Raw genomic sequence first — 24,744 nt, forward strand, 5'->3', positions numbered from 1 at the left:
CCATTATAATAAAGTTACTGATCACATAAAGGAGCGTTATTGTTATGAACTCATTGGGACCTTTAGAAATTGGTTTAATCGTGGCAATTATCGTAGCAATTATTTGTTTGATTTTATTTATTGCTGCTTTAAACAGTAAGAAGAAAGCACAGAAAAAGATTGAAGAACAATATCAATCTAAAGAACAAAAGTTAAAAGAAGCACACGAAGAAGAATTAGAAAAAGAAAGAATCGAAAATAAAAAGACTGTTACAAAACAAAAAGAAGAATATGATGCGACAGTCAATACTAAAGATAGAGAAATTGATGCACTGAAACTTTTCTCAAAAAATCATAGTGAGTATGTAACAGATATGAGATTGATTGGTATTCGGGAACGCTTAGTAAATGAAAAGCGAATTAGACCTGAAGATATGCATATTATGGCCAATATCTTTTTACCACGAAATGAATTTAGCGATGTGCAACATATCAGTCATTTAGTATTAACACGTACAGGGTTATATATAATCGATTCCCAATTGTTAAAAGGTCATGTCTATAATGGCATCAGTGCAAATCAATTCAAAGATCAACCAATGATTGAGCAAGTCTTCGATACATTAGATCTTGATAAGCAAAAGGCTCAAACATTAGTATTAGATCAAAATGATGATAAGAAATCATTGAATTTTGTAAATTATACTGAGCATATTAATGATATTGAAAAGTTAGCAGGCGATATTCAAACAGAATTGAACTTGAAATTCACACCGACGACTATCTTGTACTTTAATCCGAAGAATGAAGGTGCTGTTACAATCACAAACTATGCACAAAGTTCAAATTCTAAAGTGCTTGTTGGTCCAGAACAATTGGATGAATTCTTTAATAAGTTTGTCTTCCATGGTCGTATTCAATACACTGTCGAAGATTTACAACGCATTATGGATGAAATCGAATCTTTTAATTAATATCTTTGCTAAAGTAACGTAATCAATTTTCTGAAATGAATAGAGTGGTTGGGACTTAAATCATCCATTCTCAAATAAAAGAGAGCTAATCCATTGTTGATTAGCTCTCTTTTTTATATTTAAATTTGGTTCGTAATTTATGTAGATAACAAAAAATAATAAATTCCGTGTAATTAATTGTAGCGTAGATAAATTTAATTTGAAGTTTTTGATTTGAAAATACATCATCATGTGGAGTATCTGGCGAAAGGCCTAAGTGAAAAATGCTAGGCAAAGACCAATGGTGAGATGACATGCTAGGAAAACGAACTGAGAAAACTATGATAAATTAAAGTTTGGAAGTAGTAAATATGTGCAATACATATTAGTGATTAACGTAATAAATAGCTAATTTATTTGGTTATGAAGCTTTTTGATTTATATGACTTACGAAATTGTATATCATGTAAGATAAGTAAAGTAAAAAAGGGGATATGAACATTGGAAAATATTACGTTTTACAATGGCAATGAAATGCCGATACTTGGATTAGGTACATTTAGAGTAGATAATAGCGATCAATGTAAAGAAGCAGTAAAACATGCTATAGAGAGTGGATATCGCCATATTGATACAGCTATGATTTATGAAAATGAAGAAAAAGTTGGCGAAGGTATTGCTGAAGCGTTAGAATCTACTGGTATTGACCGAAGCGAACTATTTATTACTTCGAAGTTATGGTTAGCAGATTATGGTAGAGACAATGTTGCAGATGCTTATGCAACGAGTTTAAAAAAATTAGGATTAGACTATTTAGATTTGTATCTTATGCATTGGCCAGGTACTGATGAAGCGTTAATGATTGATACATGGCAAGGTATGGAAGATTTATATAAAGATAATAAAGTTAAAAATATCGGTGTTAGTAACTTTGAACCAAGTCATTTGGATGCACTATTAGCTCAAGTTTCAATTAAACCAGTGATTAATCAAGTTGAATTTCACCCATACTTACTGCAACAAAAATTAAGAAACTATCTAGAAGTTCAAAATATCCATGCTGAGTCATGGTCACCATTAATGAATGCACAAATCTTAGAAGATGAGACAGTGCAACAAGTTGCTACAGAAATTGGTAAAACACCAGCTCAAGTAGTTATTAGATGGAATATAGACCATGGTGTCGTTGTTATACCAAAATCTGTGACGCCATCTAGAATTGAAGAAAACTTAAATGTCTTTGACTTTAAATTGACTGCAGAGCAAATTGAAAAATTAGACCAGTTAAATGAAGATAAACGTATTGGACCAAATCCATTAGAATTTACTGGCGAATAAACCATTTAAATTTAGAAATATTAATATTAAAAAGAACCTAGTAAATGCGTTTTTATAACAATTCATTTACTGGGTTCTTTATTTTGTTAACTAATATTGCTGATTACATTTATAAAATAATATACCCGATGAAACAGGCGGCGAATGAAACAACATATTGGAGTAAGGAATATCCAATAAAATGCCACAGATTTTGTTTATCTACTAACATCTTTACAAGTTCAGAAGATAAAGTAGAAAAAGTGGTTAATCCGCCTAGGACACCAATAATTAGCAATGGATGTATCCAAGATGTATGTATAGTCATTCCCATAATAAAGCCGATAAAGAAACTACCTATAATATTAACGAATGGCGTAGCAATTGGAAATGGGGAAGTGAATTTAGTAGCACAATAATTTGTAATAAAGCCTCTAATGACTGCTCCGATACCGCCACCTAACATTACGAATAAAATATTGATCATGCTATCTTCCCTCCAATTCGCACACCGATATAACAAACTATAATCCCAATGATATAACTCGTAATCGCATAAATAACTAATAATAAATAGTACTGGTGCGCTAACATAGATACTAATTCAAATTGGAAAGTAGAAAAGGTGGTAAAGGCTCCGATAAAGCCAGTAGTAATACCTTTTTTTAAATGTGCGTTATTGGCGAAATATTTTAGTGCTAAACTACCTAACAATCCCATTAAAAAAGAACCCATGATATTAGTTATGAAAGTACCGGTGGGAAAGCCACTATCAGGATTCATAAAAGAAAACCAATATCTTAAAAGTGCTCCAATTGAGCCACCAATAAAAATAAATAGATATTGCATCATTTATACGCTTCCTCTCAATAAAATAAAATACTACAAAAGTATTTTACCTTTTGTAGCATAATTTAGAAAATAATACCAAATGTTGAAAGCGAAGAAAGGATATGAATGATAATTACGATGAGTAATACAAACGGTAATATTTTACTCGCTTTTCTAATCCAATCTGATTTGTCTTGAGAATGTTTAATCGATTTATCTGCAAAAATAATAGAAATTATTAAAATAACAGCATTTATAATACTACAAACAAAAATTAGTTTAATTATAGAATTAAAGTGCATATTTAGAAGAGGATTTCTAGTATTAAAATAAAAACTGATAATAATCAATAAACTAGATAAATAAAAATAAAGTTTTGAACGTGCCATATTTACCTCCTAGTGCAATTCATCTAATAATGATACCATATTTTTACATAAAATTAACTAAATTTACAATTAAAAGAAAAAGCAAGATTTTTATTATGATGAAAATCTTACTATTGAGGCAAATTTACTACTGTAATTTGTAAAATTCTACTCTAAAAATTTTGACAATTTAAGCAAAAAATTAGAATTTCATGTTAAATGGTGGTATAAATGAGTTGAATGGTTAATAACCGTTATAAAAATAATTCTTTATAGAGTTATTTATTTTAGTCAGGAGGAATTTTTAATGGCAAAATTAAATGTTGAAGTGTTTGCAGATGGTGCAGATATTGAAGAAATGAAAGCTGCTTATAAAAATAAACAAGTTGATGGTTTTACAACTAACCCTAGCTTAATGGCTAAGGCTGGCGTAACAGACTATAAAGCATTTGCTGAAGAAGCTGTACGTGAAATTCCAGATGCCTCTATTTCATTTGAAGTATTTGCAGATGACTTAGAAACTATGGAAAAAGAAGCTGAAATTTTAAAACAATATGGTGAAAACGTATTTGTTAAAATTCCAGTTGTAAACACAAAAGGTGAATCAACAATTTCTCTAATTAAAAAATTATCAGCAGACAATGTTCGTTTAAATGTAACTGCTGTTTATACTTTAGATCAAGTTAAAGAAATTACTGAAGCTGTTACTGAAGGTGTACCAACATATGTTTCAGTATTTGCTGGCCGTATTGCTGATACAGGTGTAGATCCATTACCATTAATGAAAGAATCAGCAGAAATTACGCATAGTAAAGATGGCGTTAAATTATTATGGGCAAGCTGTCGTGAAGTAATTAATGTTATTCAAGCTGATGAAGTTGGTGCTGATATTATTACTTGTCCAGCTGATGTAGTTAAAAAAGTTAACACAAACTTAGGTAGAGATATCGACGAATTATCTGTTGACACAGTTAAAGGCTTTGCAAAAGATATCCAATCTTCAGGTTTATCAATTTTATAATCAATATCCCCTATAAACTCAATGTTTATAGGGTTTTTTGTTCTTTTAAAAAATAAAAAGAGCAGAAAAAGGGCAGATGAGTCCGAATATATGACTAGCTTTGATACTTTGTAATAATATAGTGACCCCTTATAACATGATGCAATGTTATAAGGGTTCTTAATTGTAAAAATACATGCCATAAAATTAATTGATTTATTAGGTCGATTCATTAGCTATTGTGTGAATATTTATAAAAAATTCAAATTTATACTATGCAAGTTTATGAATTAATATATAATTAATCATTGTAGTTTTAATTTTTAAAACATTGTAGCTATTAGCGCGTGACATGCTAAAGGAGTATAAAAAATGAAAGTAAATATTTTTAAACAAAAAGTAAAAAAGCAATTGTGGTTTTTAAATAAGAAAGAGAAGCGAATATTAGATGAAGTATTACAAGCGAAGATAGACAGTGATGAATCTGGTGAATTAAATCGGCCAATCGCATTTTCAAATCAATTTTTAAAATCTTATATATTTAAGGAAAAGGTAACTTCAACGACACAATTATTTGTGATGTTAATTGGTATATTAGTTACATATATAGTGTTACTAGGTCTGTTTTTATTTGGCTTTTTAGCAAGTTTGTCTTCTGTTCAATACTTTATTAAACCAGAAGTACAGCTATCCACTGCAGTCGTTCTATTAACACTAGTAGGGTCAATACTATTAATCATTCTTTGTTTGTATGCAATAAAGCAAGTGACTGCTTACTTTACGAAGAAACTGCTTGAATATAAACATAATAAAGATTTATAAGAGTAATTAATATGAATGGTGGGAAAGCGAAATACTTTCTTGCCATTTTTTGTATACAAAAGTATATGGAATTGTAACTTCTATATATTTAGTATTTTCAAAATAAATGACTGTACCATATTGTAATGACTTTAATCCGGTTATAGCCATTGCATTGATATAGTATTGGATTGCTGAACGTTTCGTAGTTAAAGGGAATAAAATTGTTTCACTATTTATGTATAAAGGTAAGAATTTTCTAATGTTCAGAGTCTGTTTTGCTTTTTTAGTTTGCAAGGGGATGGATAATTGTTGTGTTTCGAAAAAGTAACGCAGTGTTTTGTCCATTGTAGCGGGATAGAGGAAATGGTGTGTTGAAAAGTGGCAGAGTGTAAGTATTTGTGCTGATATATATGTTTTAAAATACAATAATTTTATATTCATTTTCATGTTTTGATAACCTCTTTATTTGGTATAGTAAGATAAATATTTTATTTTGATACTTTTTTGATAGTTCTTTAATGTTGAAATAGAACAATTTAAAAATTTTGCTAATTCTTTTTGTTTGTATCCTGCTAATTTGAGCTTTAACCAATATTGTTCTTTACGGGACAAAGTGGTAAGAAAATGGTTGTAGCAAGAAAGTTGTTCTAGTGAACTTTCATGTATTTGACTATCGAGCGTAATCGTATTAAAGTCGATGGGTTCAGTTTTTTTAATTGAGCGGAATAGATCGATGAGGTAAAAGTTCAAGCGGGTAAATAGAAATGTTTTTAACGACATTTGTTGGTTGGGATTGTATTCTTGGATTAACTCCCACATGCGTATAAATAACAATTGTGCAAATTCATCATAATTGTACTTTATATGGTACTTATTTAACAATGTAGCTATAATATAATTATACTCTGTTAGTTTTGATTCAATCATTCAATTTTTACTCCAAAGTTATATATATAACAAGTATTTCCGGATGGACATATTTTATAAATGAAAATAAAAATTTTCATTTGCTAAATATTAATAATAGGTGTTAAATAGTAGTCGTAGATAGTTAAATTTTAAGTTTAATGACACAAAAGCGTATTCAACTTAAAAATACTGCATTTTAAAGTATAATGTTAACTTCGGACTATATTCAGGAGGTTTATATGGATTACGCACATTTAAATTTAGAGCATTTTTTTGCTAAGCATAATGATTTAGATAGGATAAAAGATAAATCCGATTTTGTAATGATAAATAATGTTTCTAAAGAAATGAAATATCGAGATGGTGAGATTGAGGGAACAATTGATCTTAACCGATATTTTTATAAAAATAGATCACAAGCGATGAGTTTTATTATTATGGAATATAAAAGTCAAGAGTAATGAAATTAAAATTTCATTACTTTTTTTATGAATATGTAACAACCAATGTATAAAATTGTCTGTTCAACTATTTAGTGTTAAAATCTATTATCGGATAGCCTTAACTTATTTGTTTTTTGCACGATGATAGGGCTAAAATTTCAATTATTACCTATGAGGTGTGAACATGACGAAGCATAAAAAAGGGTCTTTGTTATCAATAATAGGATTATTGGTAGTTTTAGGCGTGGCTGCAGTCATTGTTTTTTCAATGATTTCAGATCAAATATTCTTTAAATCAGTTAATAAACAAGAAAGTGTTGAAAATCTAAAAGTGACTTTAGATAAAGCAGCTAAAAAGCAAATTGATAATTATACAAGTCAACAAGTGTCAAGCAAAGATAATAAGACTTGGAGAGATGCGTCTTCAACTGAAATAAAAGATGCCATGGATAGTAATAAATTTATAGATAGCGATACACAAAAATATCAATTTTTAGAATTAGATCGTTATCAAGGAATAGATAAAAACAGAATTAAACGTATGTTGTTTGATAATCCAACGCTATTAAAACATACGGATGCATTTATTAATGCAGCGAAAGAGAAACATGTAAATGAAGTATATTTGATTTCGCATGCACTTTTAGAAACAGGATCTGCTAAAAGTGAATTAGCAAGTGGCGTAGAAATTGATGGCAAGAAATATTATAACTTCTTTGGTGTCGGGGCATTGGATGAGGATCCGATTAAAACGGGTTCAGAATATGCTAAAAAACACGGTTGGGATACACCTGAAAAAGCGATTAGTGGTGGTGCCGACTTCATTCATAGTCATTTCTTATCTAACAAAGATCAAAATACTTTATATAGCATGAGATGGAATCCGAAAAATCCTGGTGAACATCAATATGCCACGGATATAAAATGGGCCGAAAGTAATGCTAGTATTATGGCCAATTTCTACAAAGATATGAAAACTGAAGGTAAATACTTTAAATATTTTGTTTATAAAGATGATGAAAAGCATAGAAAATAAGTGAATATATCATTATTAATGTATTATTAAAAGAGCCCTTAACTGATTGTAGTTATTCAGTTAAGGGCTTTTTTATATGTACGATTAAAAATTTGTAAAAGTATTATGGCGAGACTCCTGAGGGAACAGGACGAGCTGAAGACTACAGGCTGAAGCTGTCCCCTAGGAAAGCGAGCCAACAATACAAAATGAAATTTAGTAAATATTAGCGTTTCTTTACAACTATAAAAAGCTATGAAAAGTCTATCGGCATAGACATTTTCATAGCTAATCTGAATTTATTATTTTTGTTAACTTCAATCATTTGAATAGGGCGAATTAATTTTACTTAGCTTTGTTTTTTTGACTTAATAATATGAACATCATTAATGAAGAAACAAACACTTTTAACATAAACTTCATAAGTTCACTTCCTTTTTATATGCGTAACTTGCTTTTTTAGTTAGTGCCATCATCATAAGCGAAAAATTATTTTTTATCAAAATAATTGTGCTTCTTTAAAAAATCTTGTGCTACAATTGCTGGTTCTTTACCTTCACCGTCAGCTTCATAATTTAATTTTTGCATTTCTTTTGTGTTGATTTTGTTGTCTAATTTATTGATTGAGCGTTTAATTTCTGGATGCTTAGATAAAAGTTTATTAGGTGCAACTGCACTAGCATCGTATGGAGGGAAGAAATTTTTATCATCCTTTAGTACGACTAAATCATAAGCTGCAATTCTGCCATCAGTGGTATACCCCAGTGCAACATCTAATTTTTTGTTTTTGAGTGCATCATAGACCAAACCGATTTGCATCGGTTTTAAATTGTTAAATCCAAATCCATAGTGAACTTTAAATGGTTCGTAACCATCGCCACCACGTTTTATCCACGTTGTATCTGTGCCCACCTTAACTTGATTTTTTACTTTTTCTAGATCTGATACTTTATGTAGATGATATTTTTGTGCTGTCTCTTTGGTAACCATAAATGCGAATGTATTTTCAAAACCATAAGAATTAAAGAACGTTTGATCGAATTTTTTGTCGAAACCGTTTTGCGTAATGTGCATTGCTTTTTTAGAATCTGTAATAGGTTTTTGTTTTAAGACGCCAGTTAAATCAGTTCCAGTATAGCGTGTACTTGATATATCTGCATCACCCTTTAGCAAAGCGTTATGTTGAATTGTTGCTGAACCTAAATTGTTAATAATTGAACCTTGAATTTTGCCTTTCGTATCGTGTTCGATTAAGTCTTTTAGCATATATGCCATAATTTGTGACTCACTCGTGGCGAGAGCTGATATTTTTACAGACTTGTTCGTTTGGCTACCACCTAAACCTGGTAAGTCGCAACCGGATACAAAAATAAGGCTACCTATACATAATAATAGAATATGCTTGATGAAATTCATGACTTTCCCCTTTAAATTTGAAATATCAAAAAATATAATTGTTATTATTTTAAGATTAACATATTTAATATAAAAGGGTAACTTAGCTTTTGAAGTAATAGTAATACATTAAAATGTTATTAGATCCGGTAGATTGTTATAATATATATAATTAATTGAATAGGTGGAGGGTAACTATGAGAATTGCAATAATAGGAATGGGAACTGCGGGTGTCACAGTACTAAAAGAATTGTCTAAATCAAGACGCTTTCAAGATATGCAAATTGATGCATATGATAATCCTATAAATATGGGGCAAGGTGTACCATTTCAAAATGATAGTGATCAATTACTTATCAACTTACCTGCCGAACAGATGTCGTTGAATTTAGATAATAAGCGTGAATTCTTTGATTGGTATCAGGCGCAATCAAAATTTAAGTTTTCAAATCCTGAATATTTACCGAGATTTGTGTTTGGTCATTATATGAAGGCTTTTGTGGATAAAATTAATAATGCCAATGCTAATGTAACTCTCATAAAGGAAGAAGTTGCTGAAGTGTTCATTGAATCAAATATCGGTGAGACGGATGTGTTATATCATGTCTGTACATCAAATGATATGGAGCATTGCAAGACCTATGACATTGTCTTTTTAACGGTCGGAACATTATCATATCATGATCCATATCAATTAAAAGGAAAACCAGGTTATATTCACACACCATACCCAACTTACCATACATTAGACAATGTGAAAGATACTGATAATATCGCTATCATAGGAACTGGTTTAGCGAGTTTAGATGTTATTCGTTATGTTACCGAACATCACATCAATTTACCAATTACTGTAGCCAGTCGTAAAGGTGAATTACCAAGTGTTAGAGGTGAGATGCCAGAAATCACATTCCAATATTTAACCCCTAAAAAATTTAATGAACTAAAAGCAGAAAATTTTGGGAATGTACCATTGGATGATGCGATGGCACTATTTTTAAAAGAATGTGCCATTTATGAAATACCAGTGGAAACTTTGGTGCATCGAAAAGTTGGTAATCCTGTCGAAGATTTGAAATATGATCTAGAACATGCAGAAGACTTAGGTAAGTTTCAAAGTATACTTGAGTTAATAAAGGAAAATTTAAATTGGATTTGGAACAGTTTCAATAGGAATGATCAAAAGCGCTTCTTAGAACAATATCAACCCATATTGAAAGCAAATTCCAATCCAATGCCACCTAGAACAGCTAAATTATTGATTGAGCATATAGAAAATGAACAAATAAGAATTTATGATGGTTTAGAAAATATTGAATATAACAACCATCAGTTTAAATTGACATATGCAAATCATGGTGATGATTACTTTGATATAGTGATTAATGCCACAGGTTCTAAGACGCAACTTAAAGACCTTGATAGTGATGATCAACTTGTTATTAATTTAGAAAATAGGCAGGTCATACAAGCGCACCCATTAGGTGGTATTCAAATTGTAGCAGAAACCAACCAAGTCATAAGCCCTAGATATGGTACGTTACAAAATATGTTTGCATTAGGACAGCTTACTAATGGTATCAATCAATCTAGAAATGGTGTGACTATGATTGTAAGACAAGCGACTGGTATTATTCATAGATTGTTGGAAAATTAAATGCAAAGTACGTTATTACTATGTCATGTATTTTGATTTTAATGAATAAATATAAAAAGTATAATAATTTTTTTATAATTGCAAATGATGATGAAGTTGATTTGACGGGCTTTTTAATAGTTATAAAATGACGAAATTCAAAAAAATAAAGCCGACTTAAGTAATAAGAATTGTTATTTTTGAATTATTGTAGTATTATGTTCTTGTAACTTAATTAAAGTTGCTTGACTCAAACAGCAATTTACAATTTCATATATTCTTTCGGGGCAGGGTGAAATTCCCAACCGGCAGTAAATTAAGCCTGCGACCTGCATTTGTTTTCAAATGTGGCTGATCTAGTGAAAATCTAGAGCCGACAGTATAGTCTGGATGGGAGAAAGAATAACGTATAACTAATAAAAGGCACTAATGTAGTGTTTTATTTAGCATTCACTTATTTCTATTTTTGGATAAGTGTATTTAAATCTAAGTTTATAATGTTATAACGCATATATCCCACACCTGAAATGTACGATTTCAGGTGTTTTTTATTTTTTAGAGGTGATTAGCTTGAGTCAATATTTAAATTACGCAATTGAATTAGCGAAGATGGTAGATGGACAAACAGGATTAAATCCACCTGTCGGTTCTGTTGTAGTAAATGATGGACGCATCGTAGGTTTAGGTGCACATCTGAAGAAAGGCGATAAACACGCCGAAGTACAAGCCTTAGATATGGCACAAGATGCTGCAGAAGGTGGGACGATTTATATCTCACTAGAACCATGTACACACTATGGTTCGACGCCACCATGTGTTAATAAAATTATTGAGCATGGTTTGAAGAAAGTGGTGTATGCAGTGAAAGATACGACACTACCTTCAAATGGTGATGTATTTTTGAAAGAGGCAGGCATCGAAGTAGAATATAGACCTAATGAAGATGCTGCACTGCTATATAGAGATTTCTTTGAAGCTAAAAGCAAAGGTTTACCACAAGTTACTGTTAAAGTATCCTGCAGTTTAGATGGTAAACAAGCGACAGACTTTGGAGAAAGTAAATGGATTACAAATAAAGCAGTAAAGCAAGATGTCTTTAAATTACGTCATCAACATGATGCAGTAATAACAGGTAGAGGAACTTTAGAAGCGGATAATCCACAATACACAACACGTATTGAAAATGGTAAAGATCCTATTCGAGTCATTTTATCAAAAACTGGTGAGATAGATATGTCACTAGATATATTTAAAGATCCATCTACAGCAATTTGGATTTATACAGAAAATAAACAATTAGAAAGTAAACACGAGCAAATAACAGTTACGCAATTAGAACATTGCTCAATTGAAAATATATTAAAAGATTTGTATGCAAGAGGTGTCGGTCGATTACTCGTTGAAGCAGGTCCGACCTTAACTACTACATTCTTACAAACAGAATTTATCAATGAACTTATCATATATTATGCCCCGAAATTAATAGGTGGTTCAGGTCACAATCAATTCTTCCACACAGAGCAAGTTGTTGATTTAGCTGATGTACCACAATTTGAAATTGTGAATTCCAATTTGCTTGAGCAAAATATTAAATTAGAATTGCGAAAGAAGTGAAATCAGTATGTTTACAGGTATCGTTGAAGAAGTAGGTACAATAAATAAAATATCGACACAACAATCTGTGGTTAATTTAACAATCGGCTGTAAAACGATATTGGCAGATATGCATATCGGCGATTCTATTAGTGTGAACGGCGCATGTTTAACAGTCGTTGGATTTGATGATCATTCATTTTCTGTACAAGTAATAAAAGGTACTGAAAATAAAACGTATTTAAATCAGTTAAACCAAGCACAAGAAGTTAATTTGGAAAGGGCTATGAGCGGACAAGGTCGTTTTGGTGGACATTTCGTGCTTGGTCACGTCGATGAAGTAGCAAAGATTACAAGAATACAAGCTTCAGATAATTCAAAAATAGTAACAATCAAACCCAATAACTCAAATTTAATTAAGCAAATGGTGCAACAAGGGTCTATTACGGTAGACGGTGTAAGTTTAACGATTTTTAAATTAAAGGATACGGAATTTGATATTCATCTTATTCCAGAAACTAGAAAATCGACGATACTGAATGATAAACGTGTTGGTGATCCAGTCCACATTGAAACAGATATGTTATTCAAATATGTTGAAAGAATAATGGAATCAACTGATTCAGGATTAACGTCTGACAAACTTAAAGCGTTTGGATTTTAGGAGGGCTATATATGAAATTAGATAAAATAGAGGATGCGCTACAAGCTTTAAAAGAAGGTAAAAGTGTAATAGTAGTAGATGATGAAAATAGAGAAAATGAAGGCGATCTTGTAGCAGTAACTGAATGGATGGATGATAATACGGTTAATTTTATGGCTACTTTTGGTAGAGGCTTAATATGTGCTCCCATAAGTAAACAAATAGCTGATAAATTGGAATTAGCACCAATGGTTAATCATAATTCAGATATTTATGGTACTCAATTTACCGTTAGTGTGGATCATGTTAATACAACGACGGGCATCAGTGCAGACGAAAGAATGATGACTGCAAGAGCTTTAATCGCAGAGAATGCTCAAGCAAATGACTTTAATAAACCGGGACATTTGTTCCCTTTAATTGCACAGGATAATGGTGTATTAGCAAGAAGAGGCCATACAGAAGCTTCTGTTGATTTAGCCAAATTAACAGGTGCCAAACCAGCGGCATTGATTTGTGAAATTATGAATGATGACGGGACTATGGCTAAGGGTGATGAACTTGAAGCATTTAAAGAAACGCATCAGTTGGTTATGATTTCTATTGAAGATTTAGAGCGTTATCGTAAAAATAATAATGATACTTCAATCGAAGCTAAGGCAAAAGTGAAAATGCCAACACAATTTGGCAACTTTGATATGTATGGCTTTACAACGAATCACAGTGATGAAGAACTTGTAGCAATTGTCAGTGGAGATATTAGAAAAACAGAAAATGTTCGTATTCACTCATCATGTGTCACAGGTGATATATTCCATAGCCAAAGATGTGATTGTGGTGAACAACTTGAGGCATCAATGAAATATATAAGTGAACACGGCGGTGTAATCTTGTATTTACCACAAGAAGGAAGAGGTATTGGATTAATTAATAAATTAAAAGCGTATGAATTAATTGAGCAAGGTTATGATACAGTAACAGCTAATATTGCTCTAGGTTTTGAAGAAGATTTAAGAGATTATGCCGATGCTGCACAAATTTTAAAATACTTTGGTATTGAGCAAGTCAATTTATTGAGCAATAACCCTAAGAAATTTGAAAGTTTACAAAACTATGGTGTTCAGATTGCACAAAGAATTGAGCTTGTTGTACCAACAAACAAATATAATCAAGATTATATGGATACAAAAAAAGTAAAAATGGGTCATTTAATATAGGAGGAAATTTGATATGAATTTTGAAGGTAAATTAATAGGTTCTGATTTAAAGGTAGCAGTAGTTGTAAGTAGGTTTAATGATTTTATTACAAATCGTTTGTTAGATGGTGCGAAAGATACACTCGTACGTCATGAAGTGGCAGCAGAGAATATTGATGTTGCTTATGTGCCAGGTGCATTTGAAATTCCGTTAGTTGCTAAAAAATTAGCACAAAAAAATGAATATGATGCAATTATTACTTTAGGTTGTGTTATTCGTGGTGCGACGACACATTACGATTATGTTTGTAATGAAGTGGCGAAGGGTGTTTCTAAAGCAAATGATGTATCGGATACACCAGTTATATTTGGTATTTTAACTACTGAAAATATTGAACAAGCAGTTGAACGTGCGGGTACAAAAGCAGGTAATAAAGGTTCAGAAGCTGCAGTTAGTGCAATTGAAATGGCAAACTTATTAAAATCTATTAATTAAGTTATAGCTTTTAATAAATGTCATTGTTCAATTGACTGTCAATTCAACTTTAAGGAAATAAAAAACAGTAATCTAGGCTATGACTTAGATTACTGTTTTTTATTTTAATGGTTTAGACATTGTGAAGTACTTTCATAATGCATCATCCATGTTTATTTATTGTAGTTACAAAATCACTTTAATACTGTGTTATTTTGAAGTGAACTTTTTGAAAAGTGCAATAGTTGCACCTAAAGCTGTTACACCTGCTGCAACAATACCAGCCTTTTTAAGCACTTCAGGTTTTGTAAATTCTTTGAACATTAAATTAAGGTTTTGTGGTCTTTCCGCTAAGCGTCTCATGAAATAACCAAACCAATCATCACCAAATGGTACATAAATACAGAAATTATAGCCATCTTTAGCGATTTCTTCAGCTAATTCAGTTCTAAATCCATATAACATTTGGAATTCATATCGATGTTTAGGTATATTATTATCCTTAATAAATTGTAAGATGTGAGTGATGACACGATCATCGTGCGTAGCAATTGATGTAACATTCTTAGCCGTCAATAATCTTTTCTTGATTAGACGTATGTAGTTTTCATCAATTTCCTCCTTGGTTTGGTAAGCAATATTATCAGCTTCTTTATAAGCCCCTTTAACCATTCTTAATCTAAGTTCTGGATATTTATCTACCAAAGCATCTGCTTTATATAAATATGCTTGAATAACAGTACCTACATTTTTAAATTCACCTTTTAAACGATCTAGCACTTGCGTGATATCGAATAAACTATCATACTTCTCAGTATCAATATTAATATGCATATTATTGAATTCATTGGCTTTCAATAATATTTCACGTAAATTACGATAAGCTAAATCAATATCAAATTCTGAACCTAATTGGCTCAGTTTAATAGACATATGGCCATTTAAATTATGATTATTAATCGCATACATCACTTCTAAGATTTGATCTTTTGCTTGTATCGCTTCGCCTTCGGTGTCCACAAATTCACCTAGGCAATCAACAGTAACTGTAATTCCTTTATCGTTTAAACGTTCAATTGTGTCTAACAAAGCAGGGATTGTGTTTCCTGCTACAACTTTATTCGCTCCTAACATGGGACCGATTTCTTTAGCTGCATTATTTAATAAAGTATTGTTAGATAGTCCTATAAAAAAATTTTTCACAATTGGCATATTAATTCCTCCCATTCTGCTAATAGCTTACCTTTCTATAATAGTGTAGCATGAATCAATTGTTAAAGAAATCGTTTACAATAAAATATATTACACTTTATATTTCATAGTACACTCATGTAATTGGTATAGAAGTGTTTTTATATATATAATGGCACAAAAATTAAATCATTCACGACAAACTACATGTTTAAAATGGAAATATCGTATACGATTTTGATACAATAAATGTAATGAATTAAATTTTTATATAGAAGGGGAAGTAGTAATTATGTGGAAATGGGAAACAGAAAATGAAGCTAAAGGCGTCATTGTGATCGCTCACAATATGCTAGAACATACAGGACGCTATGCATATGTTATTACCATGCTTCGCCGTAATGGATACCATGTGATTATGGGCGATTTACCAGGTCAAGGCCAAACTTCTCGTTCTAATAAAGGTCAAATTGAAAATTTTGACGTTTACCATGAGCATATACTTGAATGGATAAGAATCGCAAATGAATATAAGATTCCTACATATGTATTAGGTGTTGGATTAGGCGGCTTAATTATGTTGAATCTACTTGAAAAGGTCGACGTACCTATTGAAGGACTTATGTTAATTTCACCATTATTAGAATTTAAAAAAGGCAATAAAACACGTAAAGATAAAGTGATTTCAAACGTAGGGAAAATGGCCAAGGATAAACGCTTTAAAGTAGGTATAAAGGTTGAAGATTTAACACGTAATGAAGAGGTCATTGAAGAAACGATGAATGATCAATTGATGTTGCAAAAAGTTACATATAATTGGTACAAACAAATTACAGACATTATGAAAGAAACAGTGACACATTTAAAGGATATAGAATCTATACCTTTATTATTGATGTATGGTGATGCAGATAAGGTGGCAGATATCACTGCAATGAAACTAGTTAAAGATAAGGTCACAACCAATGAACTGTATTTTAAAGAATGGAAAGGTTTGTATCACGAGGTACACAATGAACCTGAACGTGATGAGGTAATGCGCTATATCTTAGCTTTCTTAAATAATAGTTCAAGTAATAATGGATTTGTAATTGATGATGAAAATGAACCTTCATAATGTGTCATGAATTAGTTATTTAGTTGAAAATTTATGATTGCTAGTTGGATTTTGAGTTGAAAGGTTATACGCCATATCTCAAGTTTTTGGTTTGGTTGATAATTTTCCCGCTCAAAATTAAAAAATACAAGTTGCTGTTGAGATACTCCGTTTAAAGTAGACACTGAAAAGTGAAGCCTTTGAAGGGAGTATTTTTATAATCTGCAATTCATTTAAAATGTAATACTTCTGAACTGTATGAATATATCAATAAAATATTGTGATTATTTTCACAAAAAATATTGCAAAAACTAAAATTGTTTGGTATATTTAATTTGTGAAAAAAATCACATAACAAACATAAATTAAATAAACTTTTGAATAGTATTTGAGGGAGGCAGTTTTAATATGGAAATGATTAAAGGAAACAAAGTTGTATTAGTTGGTGATGGAGCAGTTGGTTCTAGTTATGCATTTGCAATGGTTGCCCAAGGTATTGCTGATGAACTTGTTATTATAGATTTAGCGGAAGAGAAAGTGAAAGGTGATGTATTAGACTTAAATCACGGAGCACCTTATGGCGATTCCCCAGTTAATGTTAAAGCAGGACGATATAGTGATTGTAGCGATGCAGATTTAGTTGTTATAACAGCTGGTGCAGCACAAAAACCTGGTGAAACTAGACTAGATTTAGTTGAAAAAAATACTAAAATATTTAAATCTATCGTAAGTGAAATTATGGATTCTGGATTTGACGGTATATTTTTAATCGCAAGTAATCCAGTTGATGTATTAACTTATGTTACTCATAAAGTTTCTGGCTTACCTAAAGAACGTGTTATTGGTTCAGGAACAATCCTTGATACTGCACGTTTCAAATATGAATTAGCACAAGAATTTGGCGTATCTCCAAGTAGTGTTGAAGGTTCAATTATTGGAGAACATGGTGATTCAGAATTAGCTGTTTGGTCACAAACACGCATTGCAGGACAACCTTTATATAATATGTTAAAAGATGATCCTAGCAAACAACATAGAATTGATGAAATTTTCGTTAATACGCGTGATGCTGCTTATGATATTATCAAAGCTAAAGGTGCGACATACTACGGTATTGCAATGGGCTTATTACACATCACAAAAGCAATTTTGAAAAATCAAAATGTAGTTTTAACAGTATCTAGCTATTTAGAAGGTGAGTATGGACAAGACGATGTTTATATGGGTGTTCCTACATTAGTAAATAGAAATGGAGCAGTAAAAATATTTGAAACACCATTAAATGATGAAGAAATTAAATTATTTGAGCATTCTTCAAAAGTTTTGAAAGAAATGCAAAATAAAATCACGGATATAATTGCATAATTCATTGTTTATATTTAAACTGTAAATAAGATTAATTTTGTTTTAAAATCAAATATTTATAAAGAGTAGATTTACCACTCTTGGGGAATGTGATTTTACAAGTTAATCTAACATATATCATTTACTATGATTGGGGGAGTACTCTATGGGAAAGACACTTGCCGATAATGTTGATGGTGTATTGAGATTAGAATTAGTATTGCAAGACATCAATGATATCTTTAGCAAAGTTCAGAAGCAGTACAAAATGTCTAAAGAAGAAATCTTAATACTTCTTACTTTATGGAAAGAAGGATCAATGACTTTAAAGGAAATGGATGGTTTCGTTCAAATTAAATCATACAAACGTACAAGAACGTATAATGATTTAGTTGAAAAAGAGTGGATCTTAAAAGAAAGACCACAAAATGATGAACGTACAGTTATTATTCATTTCAATGAGAAATTGAAAGATCAAAGGGAAGATCTTTTGTCATTCTTTAAAGAAGAAATTGATTCAAAGTCATCAAGCATGCAAAACAGTCTTAAATCTATTTTAAATTTATAGGGAATGTTAAAGTAGGTTGAATTATAACTTTTACTGTAACATTAAATGCGTGAAATAATTATATTTGCGTAAATAGAGATTGGGACATGAACTCCCAATCTCAAAGGTAAAGAGCTGATCTGTAATGGATTGGCTCTTTTTTAAAAATTTTACACTATAACACAATACACAAGACGGATTGTAGTTCAATGTGCGACCAATTATATAAAAGCAAAAAACGTTAATTTCTATATGTTCTAAATAGAAATTAACGTTTTTGTTAAAGCTGAGCGCTGTGTATGTGTACATGCTACCATATGAAATTCACAGTGTATCGATATATGACATTAATAAAGTCACTAACTTGACTGCTATAATTTTGATTAAGATATTAAATTTATTTGCTTTAAATTTGTTATGCGCCTTATTGTTTGAAGTGTTCGGTATTTATCTTTTTTCTATTGCGCATATAAAAGGTGGATTATTTTGTTGATTAATAAATTGATATTGTAATACATGGGCTTGTTCTTGGTCGATTTGTGTTAAATAGTCAAATAATGCATCCTTTTCGATTTTCCCTTCAGGATGTCCATGATAAATCACTAATATAATGATACCTTCTTTGGATAATATTTGAAAAATATCCTCAATAGCTGCAATCGTCGTTTGTGGTTTGGTAACAACTGATTTATCTCCTTTAGGTAGGTAGCCTAAATTGAAGATTGCTGCATCGATATGACCATAATCAGTAGGTGGTATATATGTTTGCACATGCTCATGGCCGTCTTGAATCAATGTTACATTATCAAGGTGTTTCGTACGTTCAAAGGTATTCTGAATTGCTGTTTTTTGTATATCAAATCCATAAACTTTACCATCAGGTACTTGCTCAGCTAAAAATAATGTATCATGACCATTACCACATGTAGCATCAATCACAATGCTTTCTGAATTAACATGACTGGTAATTAATGATTTGGCAAATGGTAAAATGCGTTCTACCTTCATGATTTTACAGTACTTTCAAAGTATTTACCTTGATAAGAATTTCTTCTTGTTAATTCATTATCAATTTCATTTAGTACTTCCCATTTATTGACACTCCACATAGGACCTACCATTAAATCTATCGGTCCATCTCCTGTAATTCTATGAACGATCATTTCTTGTGGGATGATTTCTAATTGGTCACATACCAAGTTTGTATATTCTTCTTGAGACATGAATTCTAACATACCCTTATCGTATTGTTTGACCATCGGTGTACCTTTTAACAAATGTAATAAATGTATTTTAATACCTTGAACGTCCATTTTTGCAACTTCTCGAGCTGTTTCCATCATCATATTGTAATCTTCGCCTGGTAAACCATTAATGATGTGTGTGCAAATGTTAATATTATGCTTTCTCAATTTTGCAACACCATCATGATACGTTTGCATATCATGAGCTCTGTTTATTAAATCAGATGTTTCTTGGTGTACGGTTTGTAATCCGAGTTCCACCCATAAATAAGTACGTTCGTTTAATTCTGCTAAATATTCAACCACGTCATCTGGTAAACAATCTGGACGTGTTGCTATAGATAAACCAACGACACCAGGTTCCTTTAATACTGCTTCGTATTTTTCGCGTAATACTTCAACAGGGGCATGTGTGTTTGTAAAAGCTTGGAAATAAGCTATATATTGACCTTCGTGCCATTTTTCATGCATGCGATCTTTAATTTGTTGGAATTGTACTTCTACTGGGTCTGCGCGATTCCCAGCAAAGTCACCACTACCTGCAGCTGAACAAAATGTGCAGCCACCATGTGCAACAGTGCCATCTCTATTAGGACAGTCGAATCCGCCATCGATTGCTACTTTAAATATTTTTTGTCCAAATTTATTTTTTAAGTGGTAATTCCATGTATGATATCTTTTGTTTTCAAATGCGTAAGGGAAAAATTGACCCATGAGACATTTTCCTTTCTAAATTCATTCTAGTTAAAGATTTTAACATATTTTAATGCTATAGTGTTTAGAGTGAAATGAGAAAATTTGAAAGAAAGGAGCCTTTTAAATGAAAATGCCTAAATCTGTTTGGTGGTTGGTAATTGGTATGGCATTGAATATAACTGGCTCAAGTTTCTTGTGGCCGTTAAATACAATATATATGAATGATGTTTTGCACAAAAGTTTAACAATGGCAGGACTAGTGTTAATGATTAATTCTATAGGTATGGTTGTGGGTAATTTACTAGGTGGTACATTATTTGATAAATTAGGCGGCTACCGCACGATTATATTAGGAACTATCATTTGCTTGATGAGTACGACGCTATTGAATTGTTTCCATGGTTGGCCTTGGTATGCAGTTTGGTTAGTTGCTTTAGGTTTTGGCGGTGGAATGATTGTGCCAGCAATTTATGCTATGGCTGGTGCTGTATGGCCCAATGGTGGTAGACAGACATTTAATGCAATTTATTTAGCTCAAAATTTAGGTGTTGCGATTGGTGCTGCATCAGGTGGATTTGTTGCTGAGTTGAGCTTCAACTATATATTTATTGCGAATTTACTGATGTATGTGTTATTTGCAATTGTAGCAATAACACAATTCAATATTAAAATAGATGTCAAAGTTAAATCACCAGAAGCATTAAAGTTATTTTCTAAGTCTTATAGATTGTACTTTAAAGCGTTGATTGCATTATGTGTCTTATTCGCTATTTGTTGGATTGCTTATATTCAATGGGAGAGTACAATTGCTTCCTTCACACAATCTTTAAATATTACGATGGGTCAATATAGTTTGTTGTGGACAGTAAATGGTATTTTGATATTAGTGGCACAACCTCTGATTTATCCATTTATTCGGCTGATGAAAGGTAATTTAAAGAGACAAATGTTTGTAGGTGTCTGTATTTTTATAGTTTCATTTTTTGTAACAAGCTTTGCAGAACAATTTTCAGTATTTATGATAGGAATGATAATTTTAACATTTGGAGAAATGTTTGTGTGGCCTGCAGTTCCAACGATTGCAAACAAATTGGCTCCAGAGGGTAAACAAGGTTCGTTTCAAGGTTATGTAAATTCAGCATCGACAATAGGAAAAGCGATTGGACCATTGTTAGGTGGCATGATTGTAGATATTTATGATATTCAAAAAATGTTTCTAATTATGATGTGCTTATTATTCATCGCTATAATTTGTATATTTATCTTAAGTCACTATTTGAATAAGATAAATGCTTCATAACTTAAAAGTTTAGTAATTACAATGAACAATGAATCAAGCGAATAAAGCTTTAAATACATTTTACTACTTGAAATAAAGTGTTATTTAAAATATTATTAGTAATGTATAGGAGTAGTAACTTAAATACTTATCATCAGAGAGCTAGGGGATGGTGAAACCTAGTGTTAAGTGTTAAGTGAACTTACCAGAACGTAAAGTGAATTGATAACATCTCAAACTATTAATTGAAACGAGTGCACAAGATTTGTGAAGCAGGGTGGTACCGCGGCTGATTTAATTTGTCGTCCCTTTGAATTAAATAATAGTTAGGGATGTTTTTTTATTGAATAGGAGGAAAAGTAGTGAATTACAATCATAATAAAATCGAAAAAAAATGGCAGGATTTTTGGGAAGAACATAAAACATTTAAAGCAAGTGATAATCTTGGACAAAAGAAATTCTATGCATTAGATATGTTCCCGTATCCATCAGGTGCAGGTTTGCATGTTGGACACCCAGAAGGATATACTGCTACAGATATTGTTTCTCGTTATAAACGAATGCAAGGCTACAATGTTTTACATCCGATGGGGTGGGATGCATTTGGGTTGCCTGCAGAACAATATGCATTGGATACAGGCAATGATCCTAGAGAATTTACTAAGCAAAATATAGCAACTTTCAAGCGTCAAATTAAAGAACTTGGTTTTAGTTATGATTGGGACAGAGAAGTAAACACAACGGATCCTCAATATTATAAATGGACGCAATGGATTTTTATTCAATTATATAATAAAGGGCTAGCATACGTAGATGAAGTAGCGGTTAACTGGTGTCCAGCATTGGGAACTGTATTATCGAATGAAGAGGTAATTGATGGGGTATCTGAACGAGGAGGACACCCAGTTTATAGAAGACCAATGAAACAATGGGTCTTAAAAATAACTGAATATGCTGATCGCCTACTAGAAGATTTAGATGATTTAGATTGGCCAGAATCATTAAAAGATATGCAAAGAAATTGGATTGGAAGATCTGAAGGTGCAAGTATTAACTTTGATGTTGAAAATAGTAATGCCCAAATCGAAGTATTTACCACACGTCCAGATACAACTTATGGTACAACATTCTTAGTGCTTAGTCCTGAACATGAGTTGGTTGACGAAATTACTACCGATGATAAAAAGGAAGCTATTAAGCAATACCAAGAAGAAGCGGCGAAAAAATCTGATTTAGAACGTACTGGTTTATCAAAAGAAAAATCAGGCGTCTTTACAGGGGCATATGCAATTAATCCTTTATCAGGTGAGAAGGCTCAAATTTGGATTGCAGATTATGTACTTTCAACTTATGGGACAGGTGCGGTTATGGCTGTACCAAGTGGTGACCAACGTGACTATGAATTTGCTAAAGCATTTGATTTACCGATTGTTGAAGTCATCGAAGGTGGCGATTTAACTAAAGAAGCTTATACTGGTGATGGACCACATATTAATTCAGGTGAGTTAAATGGTCTTTATAACGAAGCTGCCATTAAAAAAGCGATAGAGTTATTAGAAGAAAAAGGTGTTGGAACTAAAAAAGTCAATTACAAACTAAGAGATTGGTTGTTCAGTAGACAAAGATACTGGGGTGAACCAATTCCAGTTATTCATTGGGAAGATGGTTCAATGACTACTGTTCCTGAAGAAGAATTACCATTATTGTTACCAGAAACAGATGAAATCAAACCATCAGGAACAGGTGAGTCGCCATTAGCGAATATTGATGAGTTTGTAAACGTTGTTGATGAAGAGACAGGAATGAAGGGACGTCGCGAGACAAATACAATGCCACAATGGGCTGGTAGCTGTTGGTATTATTTGAGATATATTGATCCAGATAATGAAAAAATGCTTGCTGATCCTGAAAAGCTTAAGCACTGGCTGCCTGTTGATTTATATATTGGTGGAGTAGAACATGCAGTATTACACTTATTATATGCAAGATTTTGGCATAAAGTATTGTTTGATTTAGGCGTTGTTCCAACAAAAGAGCCATTCCAAAAATTATTCAACCAAGGTATGATCTTAGGTGAAGGTAACGAAAAAATGAGTAAGTCAAAAGGTAATGTAATTAATCCTGATGATATTGTACAATCACATGGTGCAGATACATTACGCCTATATGAAATGTTTATGGGACCACTAGATGCTGCAATTGCTTGGAGTGAAAATGGACTCGACGGTTCACGTAGATTCTTAGATCGTATTTGGAGACTCTTGGTAACAGAAGATGATACGCTAACTGACAAAGTAGTAGCTCAAAATAATAAATCATTAGACAAAACTTATCACCAAACTGTGAAAAAGGTAACCGAAGACTTTGATACATTGAACTTCAATACCGCAATAAGTCAGTTAATGGTATTTATTAATGATTGTTACAAAGCTAATGAAATCTATAAACCTTATATTGAAGGTTTCATAAAAATGTTAGCTCCAATTGCACCACATATTTCTGAAGAGCTTTGGGCGAAACTTGGACATGAGGAAACAATCACTTATCAACCATGGCCATCATTTGATGAAGCGATGTTAGTTGATGATGAAGTAGAGATTGTGATTCAAGTTAATGGTAAGGTGAGAGCTAAGCTTAAAATTGCCAAAGATGCTACAAAAGAAGAAATGGAACAACTTGCGTTAGAGAATGACGTAGTTAAATCAGAAATTGAAGGTAAAGACATCAAGAAAGTGATAGCAGTACCACAAAAGTTAGTGAATATAGTAGCGAAATAATTTTAGGAGGGT

At 31.8% G+C, this 24,744-nt stretch carries 25 protein-coding genes, 1 riboswitch and 1 other annotated feature; of the genes, 16 read left to right on the forward strand and 9 right to left on the reverse strand.

What is annotated here, in order from left to right:
- Positions 1-44: 44 nt before the first annotated feature.
- Both JN168_RS05350 and JN168_RS05355 read left to right on the forward strand, forming a co-directional pair.
- Entirely contained in the window at positions 45-953 is a 909-nt protein-coding gene (locus tag JN168_RS05350) for an NERD domain-containing protein (protein WP_107513097.1), read from the forward strand.
- A gap of 480 nt (positions 954-1,433) precedes the next feature.
- Positions 1,434-2,270 (forward strand): aldo/keto reductase, encoded by an 837-nt coding sequence (locus JN168_RS05355; protein ID WP_107579858.1) that lies wholly within the window; start codon positions 1,434-1,436, stop codon positions 2,268-2,270.
- 109 nt (positions 2,271-2,379) lie between these two features.
- On the opposite strand, the gene JN168_RS05360 is transcribed toward JN168_RS05355, so the two are convergent.
- From JN168_RS05360 to JN168_RS05370, 3 genes are all read right to left on the reverse strand, one after another.
- The gene (locus tag JN168_RS05360) at positions 2,380-2,736 is read right to left on the reverse strand and encodes a fluoride efflux transporter FluC (protein ID WP_042738362.1); all 357 of its coding nucleotides are present in this window, start codon (positions 2,734-2,736) and stop codon (positions 2,380-2,382) included.
- Entirely contained in the window at positions 2,733-3,098 is a 366-nt protein-coding gene (gene crcB / locus JN168_RS05365) for a fluoride efflux transporter CrcB (protein ID WP_279526269.1), read from the reverse strand. Before crcB ends, JN168_RS05360 begins: the two co-directional genes overlap by 4 nt.
- 65 nt (positions 3,099-3,163) lie before the next feature.
- A complete protein-coding gene (locus tag JN168_RS05370; RefSeq protein WP_042738363.1) occupies positions 3,164-3,469 on the reverse strand; it encodes a hypothetical protein in 306 nt (101 codons plus the stop codon).
- Positions 3,470-3,755: 286 nt separating this feature from the next.
- Between JN168_RS05370 and JN168_RS05375 the strand changes: the two genes are divergently transcribed.
- Both JN168_RS05375 and JN168_RS05380 read left to right on the forward strand, forming a co-directional pair.
- Positions 3,756-4,469: a transaldolase gene (locus JN168_RS05375; protein ID WP_042738364.1), complete on the forward strand. Its 714-nt coding sequence runs from the start codon at positions 3,756-3,758 to the stop codon at positions 4,467-4,469.
- Positions 4,470-4,820: 351 nt separating this feature from the next.
- The gene (locus JN168_RS05380; RefSeq protein ID WP_042738365.1) at positions 4,821-5,270 is read left to right on the forward strand and encodes a hypothetical protein; all 450 of its coding nucleotides are present in this window, start codon (positions 4,821-4,823) and stop codon (positions 5,268-5,270) included.
- Positions 5,271-5,276: 6 nt separating this feature from the next.
- Here the strand turns inward: JN168_RS05380 and JN168_RS05385 are convergent, their stop codons facing one another.
- The gene (locus JN168_RS05385; RefSeq protein WP_042738366.1) at positions 5,277-5,699 is read right to left on the reverse strand and encodes a competence protein ComK; all 423 of its coding nucleotides are present in this window, start codon (positions 5,697-5,699) and stop codon (positions 5,277-5,279) included.
- Positions 5,700-5,714: 15 nt separating this feature from the next.
- The gene (locus tag JN168_RS05390) at positions 5,715-6,179 is read right to left on the reverse strand and encodes a sigma-70 family RNA polymerase sigma factor (protein WP_107528090.1); all 465 of its coding nucleotides are present in this window, start codon (positions 6,177-6,179) and stop codon (positions 5,715-5,717) included.
- Positions 6,180-6,400: 221 nt separating this feature from the next.
- Between JN168_RS05390 and JN168_RS05395 the strand changes: the two genes are divergently transcribed.
- Positions 6,401-6,622 carry a hypothetical protein gene (locus tag JN168_RS05395; protein ID WP_042738368.1) on the forward strand — a complete coding sequence of 74 codons (222 nt, stop codon included), beginning with the start codon at positions 6,401-6,403 and terminating at the stop codon, positions 6,620-6,622.
- A gap of 166 nt (positions 6,623-6,788) precedes the next feature.
- On the forward strand, positions 6,789-7,640 hold the full coding sequence (gene sagB / locus JN168_RS05400) for a peptidoglycan release complex glucosaminidase SagB (RefSeq protein WP_042738369.1): 852 nt from the start codon (positions 6,789-6,791) through the stop codon (positions 7,638-7,640).
- Positions 7,641-8,108: 468 nt separating this feature from the next.
- Here sagB and JN168_RS05405 read toward each other — a convergent pair whose 3' ends face one another.
- The gene (locus JN168_RS05405) at positions 8,109-9,035 is read right to left on the reverse strand and encodes an osmoprotectant ABC transporter substrate-binding protein (protein ID WP_107528089.1); all 927 of its coding nucleotides are present in this window, start codon (positions 9,033-9,035) and stop codon (positions 8,109-8,111) included.
- A gap of 176 nt (positions 9,036-9,211) precedes the next feature.
- On the opposite strand from JN168_RS05405, the gene JN168_RS05410 reads away from it, so the two are divergent.
- The 5 genes from JN168_RS05410 to ribH all read left to right on the forward strand — a co-directional run bounded on the left by JN168_RS05410 (position 9,212) and on the right by ribH (position 14,579).
- Positions 9,212-10,672, forward strand: a complete 1,461-nt coding sequence (locus JN168_RS05410; protein WP_229367302.1) for an FAD/NAD(P)-binding protein — start codon at positions 9,212-9,214, stop codon at positions 10,670-10,672.
- Positions 10,673-10,925: 253 nt separating this feature from the next.
- A riboswitch (FMN riboswitch) is annotated at positions 10,926-11,057 on the forward strand.
- 164 nt (positions 11,058-11,221) lie between these two features.
- Positions 11,222-12,265: a bifunctional diaminohydroxyphosphoribosylaminopyrimidine deaminase/5-amino-6-(5-phosphoribosylamino)uracil reductase RibD gene (gene ribD, locus JN168_RS05415; RefSeq protein WP_279526217.1), complete on the forward strand. Its 1,044-nt coding sequence runs from the start codon at positions 11,222-11,224 to the stop codon at positions 12,263-12,265.
- Positions 12,266-12,272: 7 nt separating this feature from the next.
- Positions 12,273-12,908 carry a riboflavin synthase gene (ribE, locus tag JN168_RS05420; protein WP_042738373.1) on the forward strand — a complete coding sequence of 212 codons (636 nt, stop codon included), beginning with the start codon at positions 12,273-12,275 and terminating at the stop codon, positions 12,906-12,908.
- Between the two features lie 11 nt (positions 12,909-12,919).
- A complete protein-coding gene (ribB, locus tag JN168_RS05425; RefSeq protein ID WP_042738374.1) occupies positions 12,920-14,104 on the forward strand; it encodes a 3,4-dihydroxy-2-butanone-4-phosphate synthase in 1,185 nt (394 codons plus the stop codon).
- A gap of 13 nt (positions 14,105-14,117) precedes the next feature.
- The gene (ribH, locus tag JN168_RS05430) at positions 14,118-14,579 is read left to right on the forward strand and encodes a 6,7-dimethyl-8-ribityllumazine synthase (protein ID WP_042738375.1); all 462 of its coding nucleotides are present in this window, start codon (positions 14,118-14,120) and stop codon (positions 14,577-14,579) included.
- Positions 14,580-14,768: 189 nt separating this feature from the next.
- Here the strand turns inward: ribH and JN168_RS05435 are convergent, their stop codons facing one another.
- Complete coding sequence (locus JN168_RS05435; protein ID WP_107513106.1) at positions 14,769-15,770, reverse strand: proline dehydrogenase family protein; 1,002 nt, start codon at positions 15,768-15,770, stop codon at positions 14,769-14,771.
- A 271-nt stretch (positions 15,771-16,041) separates the two neighbouring features.
- On the opposite strand from JN168_RS05435, the gene JN168_RS05440 reads away from it, so the two are divergent.
- The 3 genes from JN168_RS05440 (at position 16,042) to JN168_RS05450 (ending at position 18,757) form a co-directional block, all read left to right on the forward strand.
- Positions 16,042-16,866: an alpha/beta fold hydrolase gene (locus JN168_RS05440; protein WP_042738377.1), complete on the forward strand. Its 825-nt coding sequence runs from the start codon at positions 16,042-16,044 to the stop codon at positions 16,864-16,866.
- Between the two features lie 387 nt (positions 16,867-17,253).
- A complete protein-coding gene (locus JN168_RS05445; RefSeq protein WP_042738378.1) occupies positions 17,254-18,210 on the forward strand; it encodes an L-lactate dehydrogenase in 957 nt (318 codons plus the stop codon).
- 145 nt (positions 18,211-18,355) lie between these two features.
- Positions 18,356-18,757 carry a transcriptional regulator, SarA/Rot family gene (locus JN168_RS05450; RefSeq protein WP_042738379.1) on the forward strand — a complete coding sequence of 134 codons (402 nt, stop codon included), beginning with the start codon at positions 18,356-18,358 and terminating at the stop codon, positions 18,755-18,757.
- A gap of 426 nt (positions 18,758-19,183) precedes the next feature.
- Here JN168_RS05450 and mnmM read toward each other — a convergent pair whose 3' ends face one another.
- On the reverse strand, positions 19,184-19,744 hold the full coding sequence (gene mnmM / locus JN168_RS05455) for a tRNA 5-(aminomethyl)-2-thiouridylate-methyltransferase MnmM (RefSeq protein ID WP_042738380.1): 561 nt from the start codon (positions 19,742-19,744) through the stop codon (positions 19,184-19,186).
- A complete protein-coding gene (gene mnmL, locus JN168_RS05460) occupies positions 19,741-20,694 on the reverse strand; it encodes a tRNA modification radical SAM protein MnmL/YtqA (protein WP_279526218.1) in 954 nt (317 codons plus the stop codon). Before mnmL ends, mnmM begins: the two co-directional genes overlap by 4 nt.
- A 106-nt stretch (positions 20,695-20,800) precedes the next feature.
- Between mnmL and JN168_RS05465 the strand changes: the two genes are divergently transcribed.
- Positions 20,801-21,976, forward strand: coding sequence for an MDR family MFS transporter (locus tag JN168_RS05465; RefSeq protein WP_042738382.1), 1,176 nt, complete (start codon positions 20,801-20,803; stop codon positions 21,974-21,976).
- Positions 21,977-22,068: 92 nt separating this feature from the next.
- Positions 22,069-22,268, forward strand: a binding site (T-box leader).
- Between the two features lie 49 nt (positions 22,269-22,317).
- Positions 22,318-24,732 (forward strand): leucine--tRNA ligase, encoded by a 2,415-nt coding sequence (gene leuS / locus JN168_RS05470; protein ID WP_107642304.1) that lies wholly within the window; start codon positions 22,318-22,320, stop codon positions 24,730-24,732.
- Positions 24,733-24,744 lie beyond the last annotated feature (12 nt).

The sequence above is a fragment of the Staphylococcus gallinarum genome, assembly GCF_029774255.1.
Lineage (GTDB): Bacteria > Bacillota > Bacilli > Staphylococcales > Staphylococcaceae > Staphylococcus > Staphylococcus gallinarum.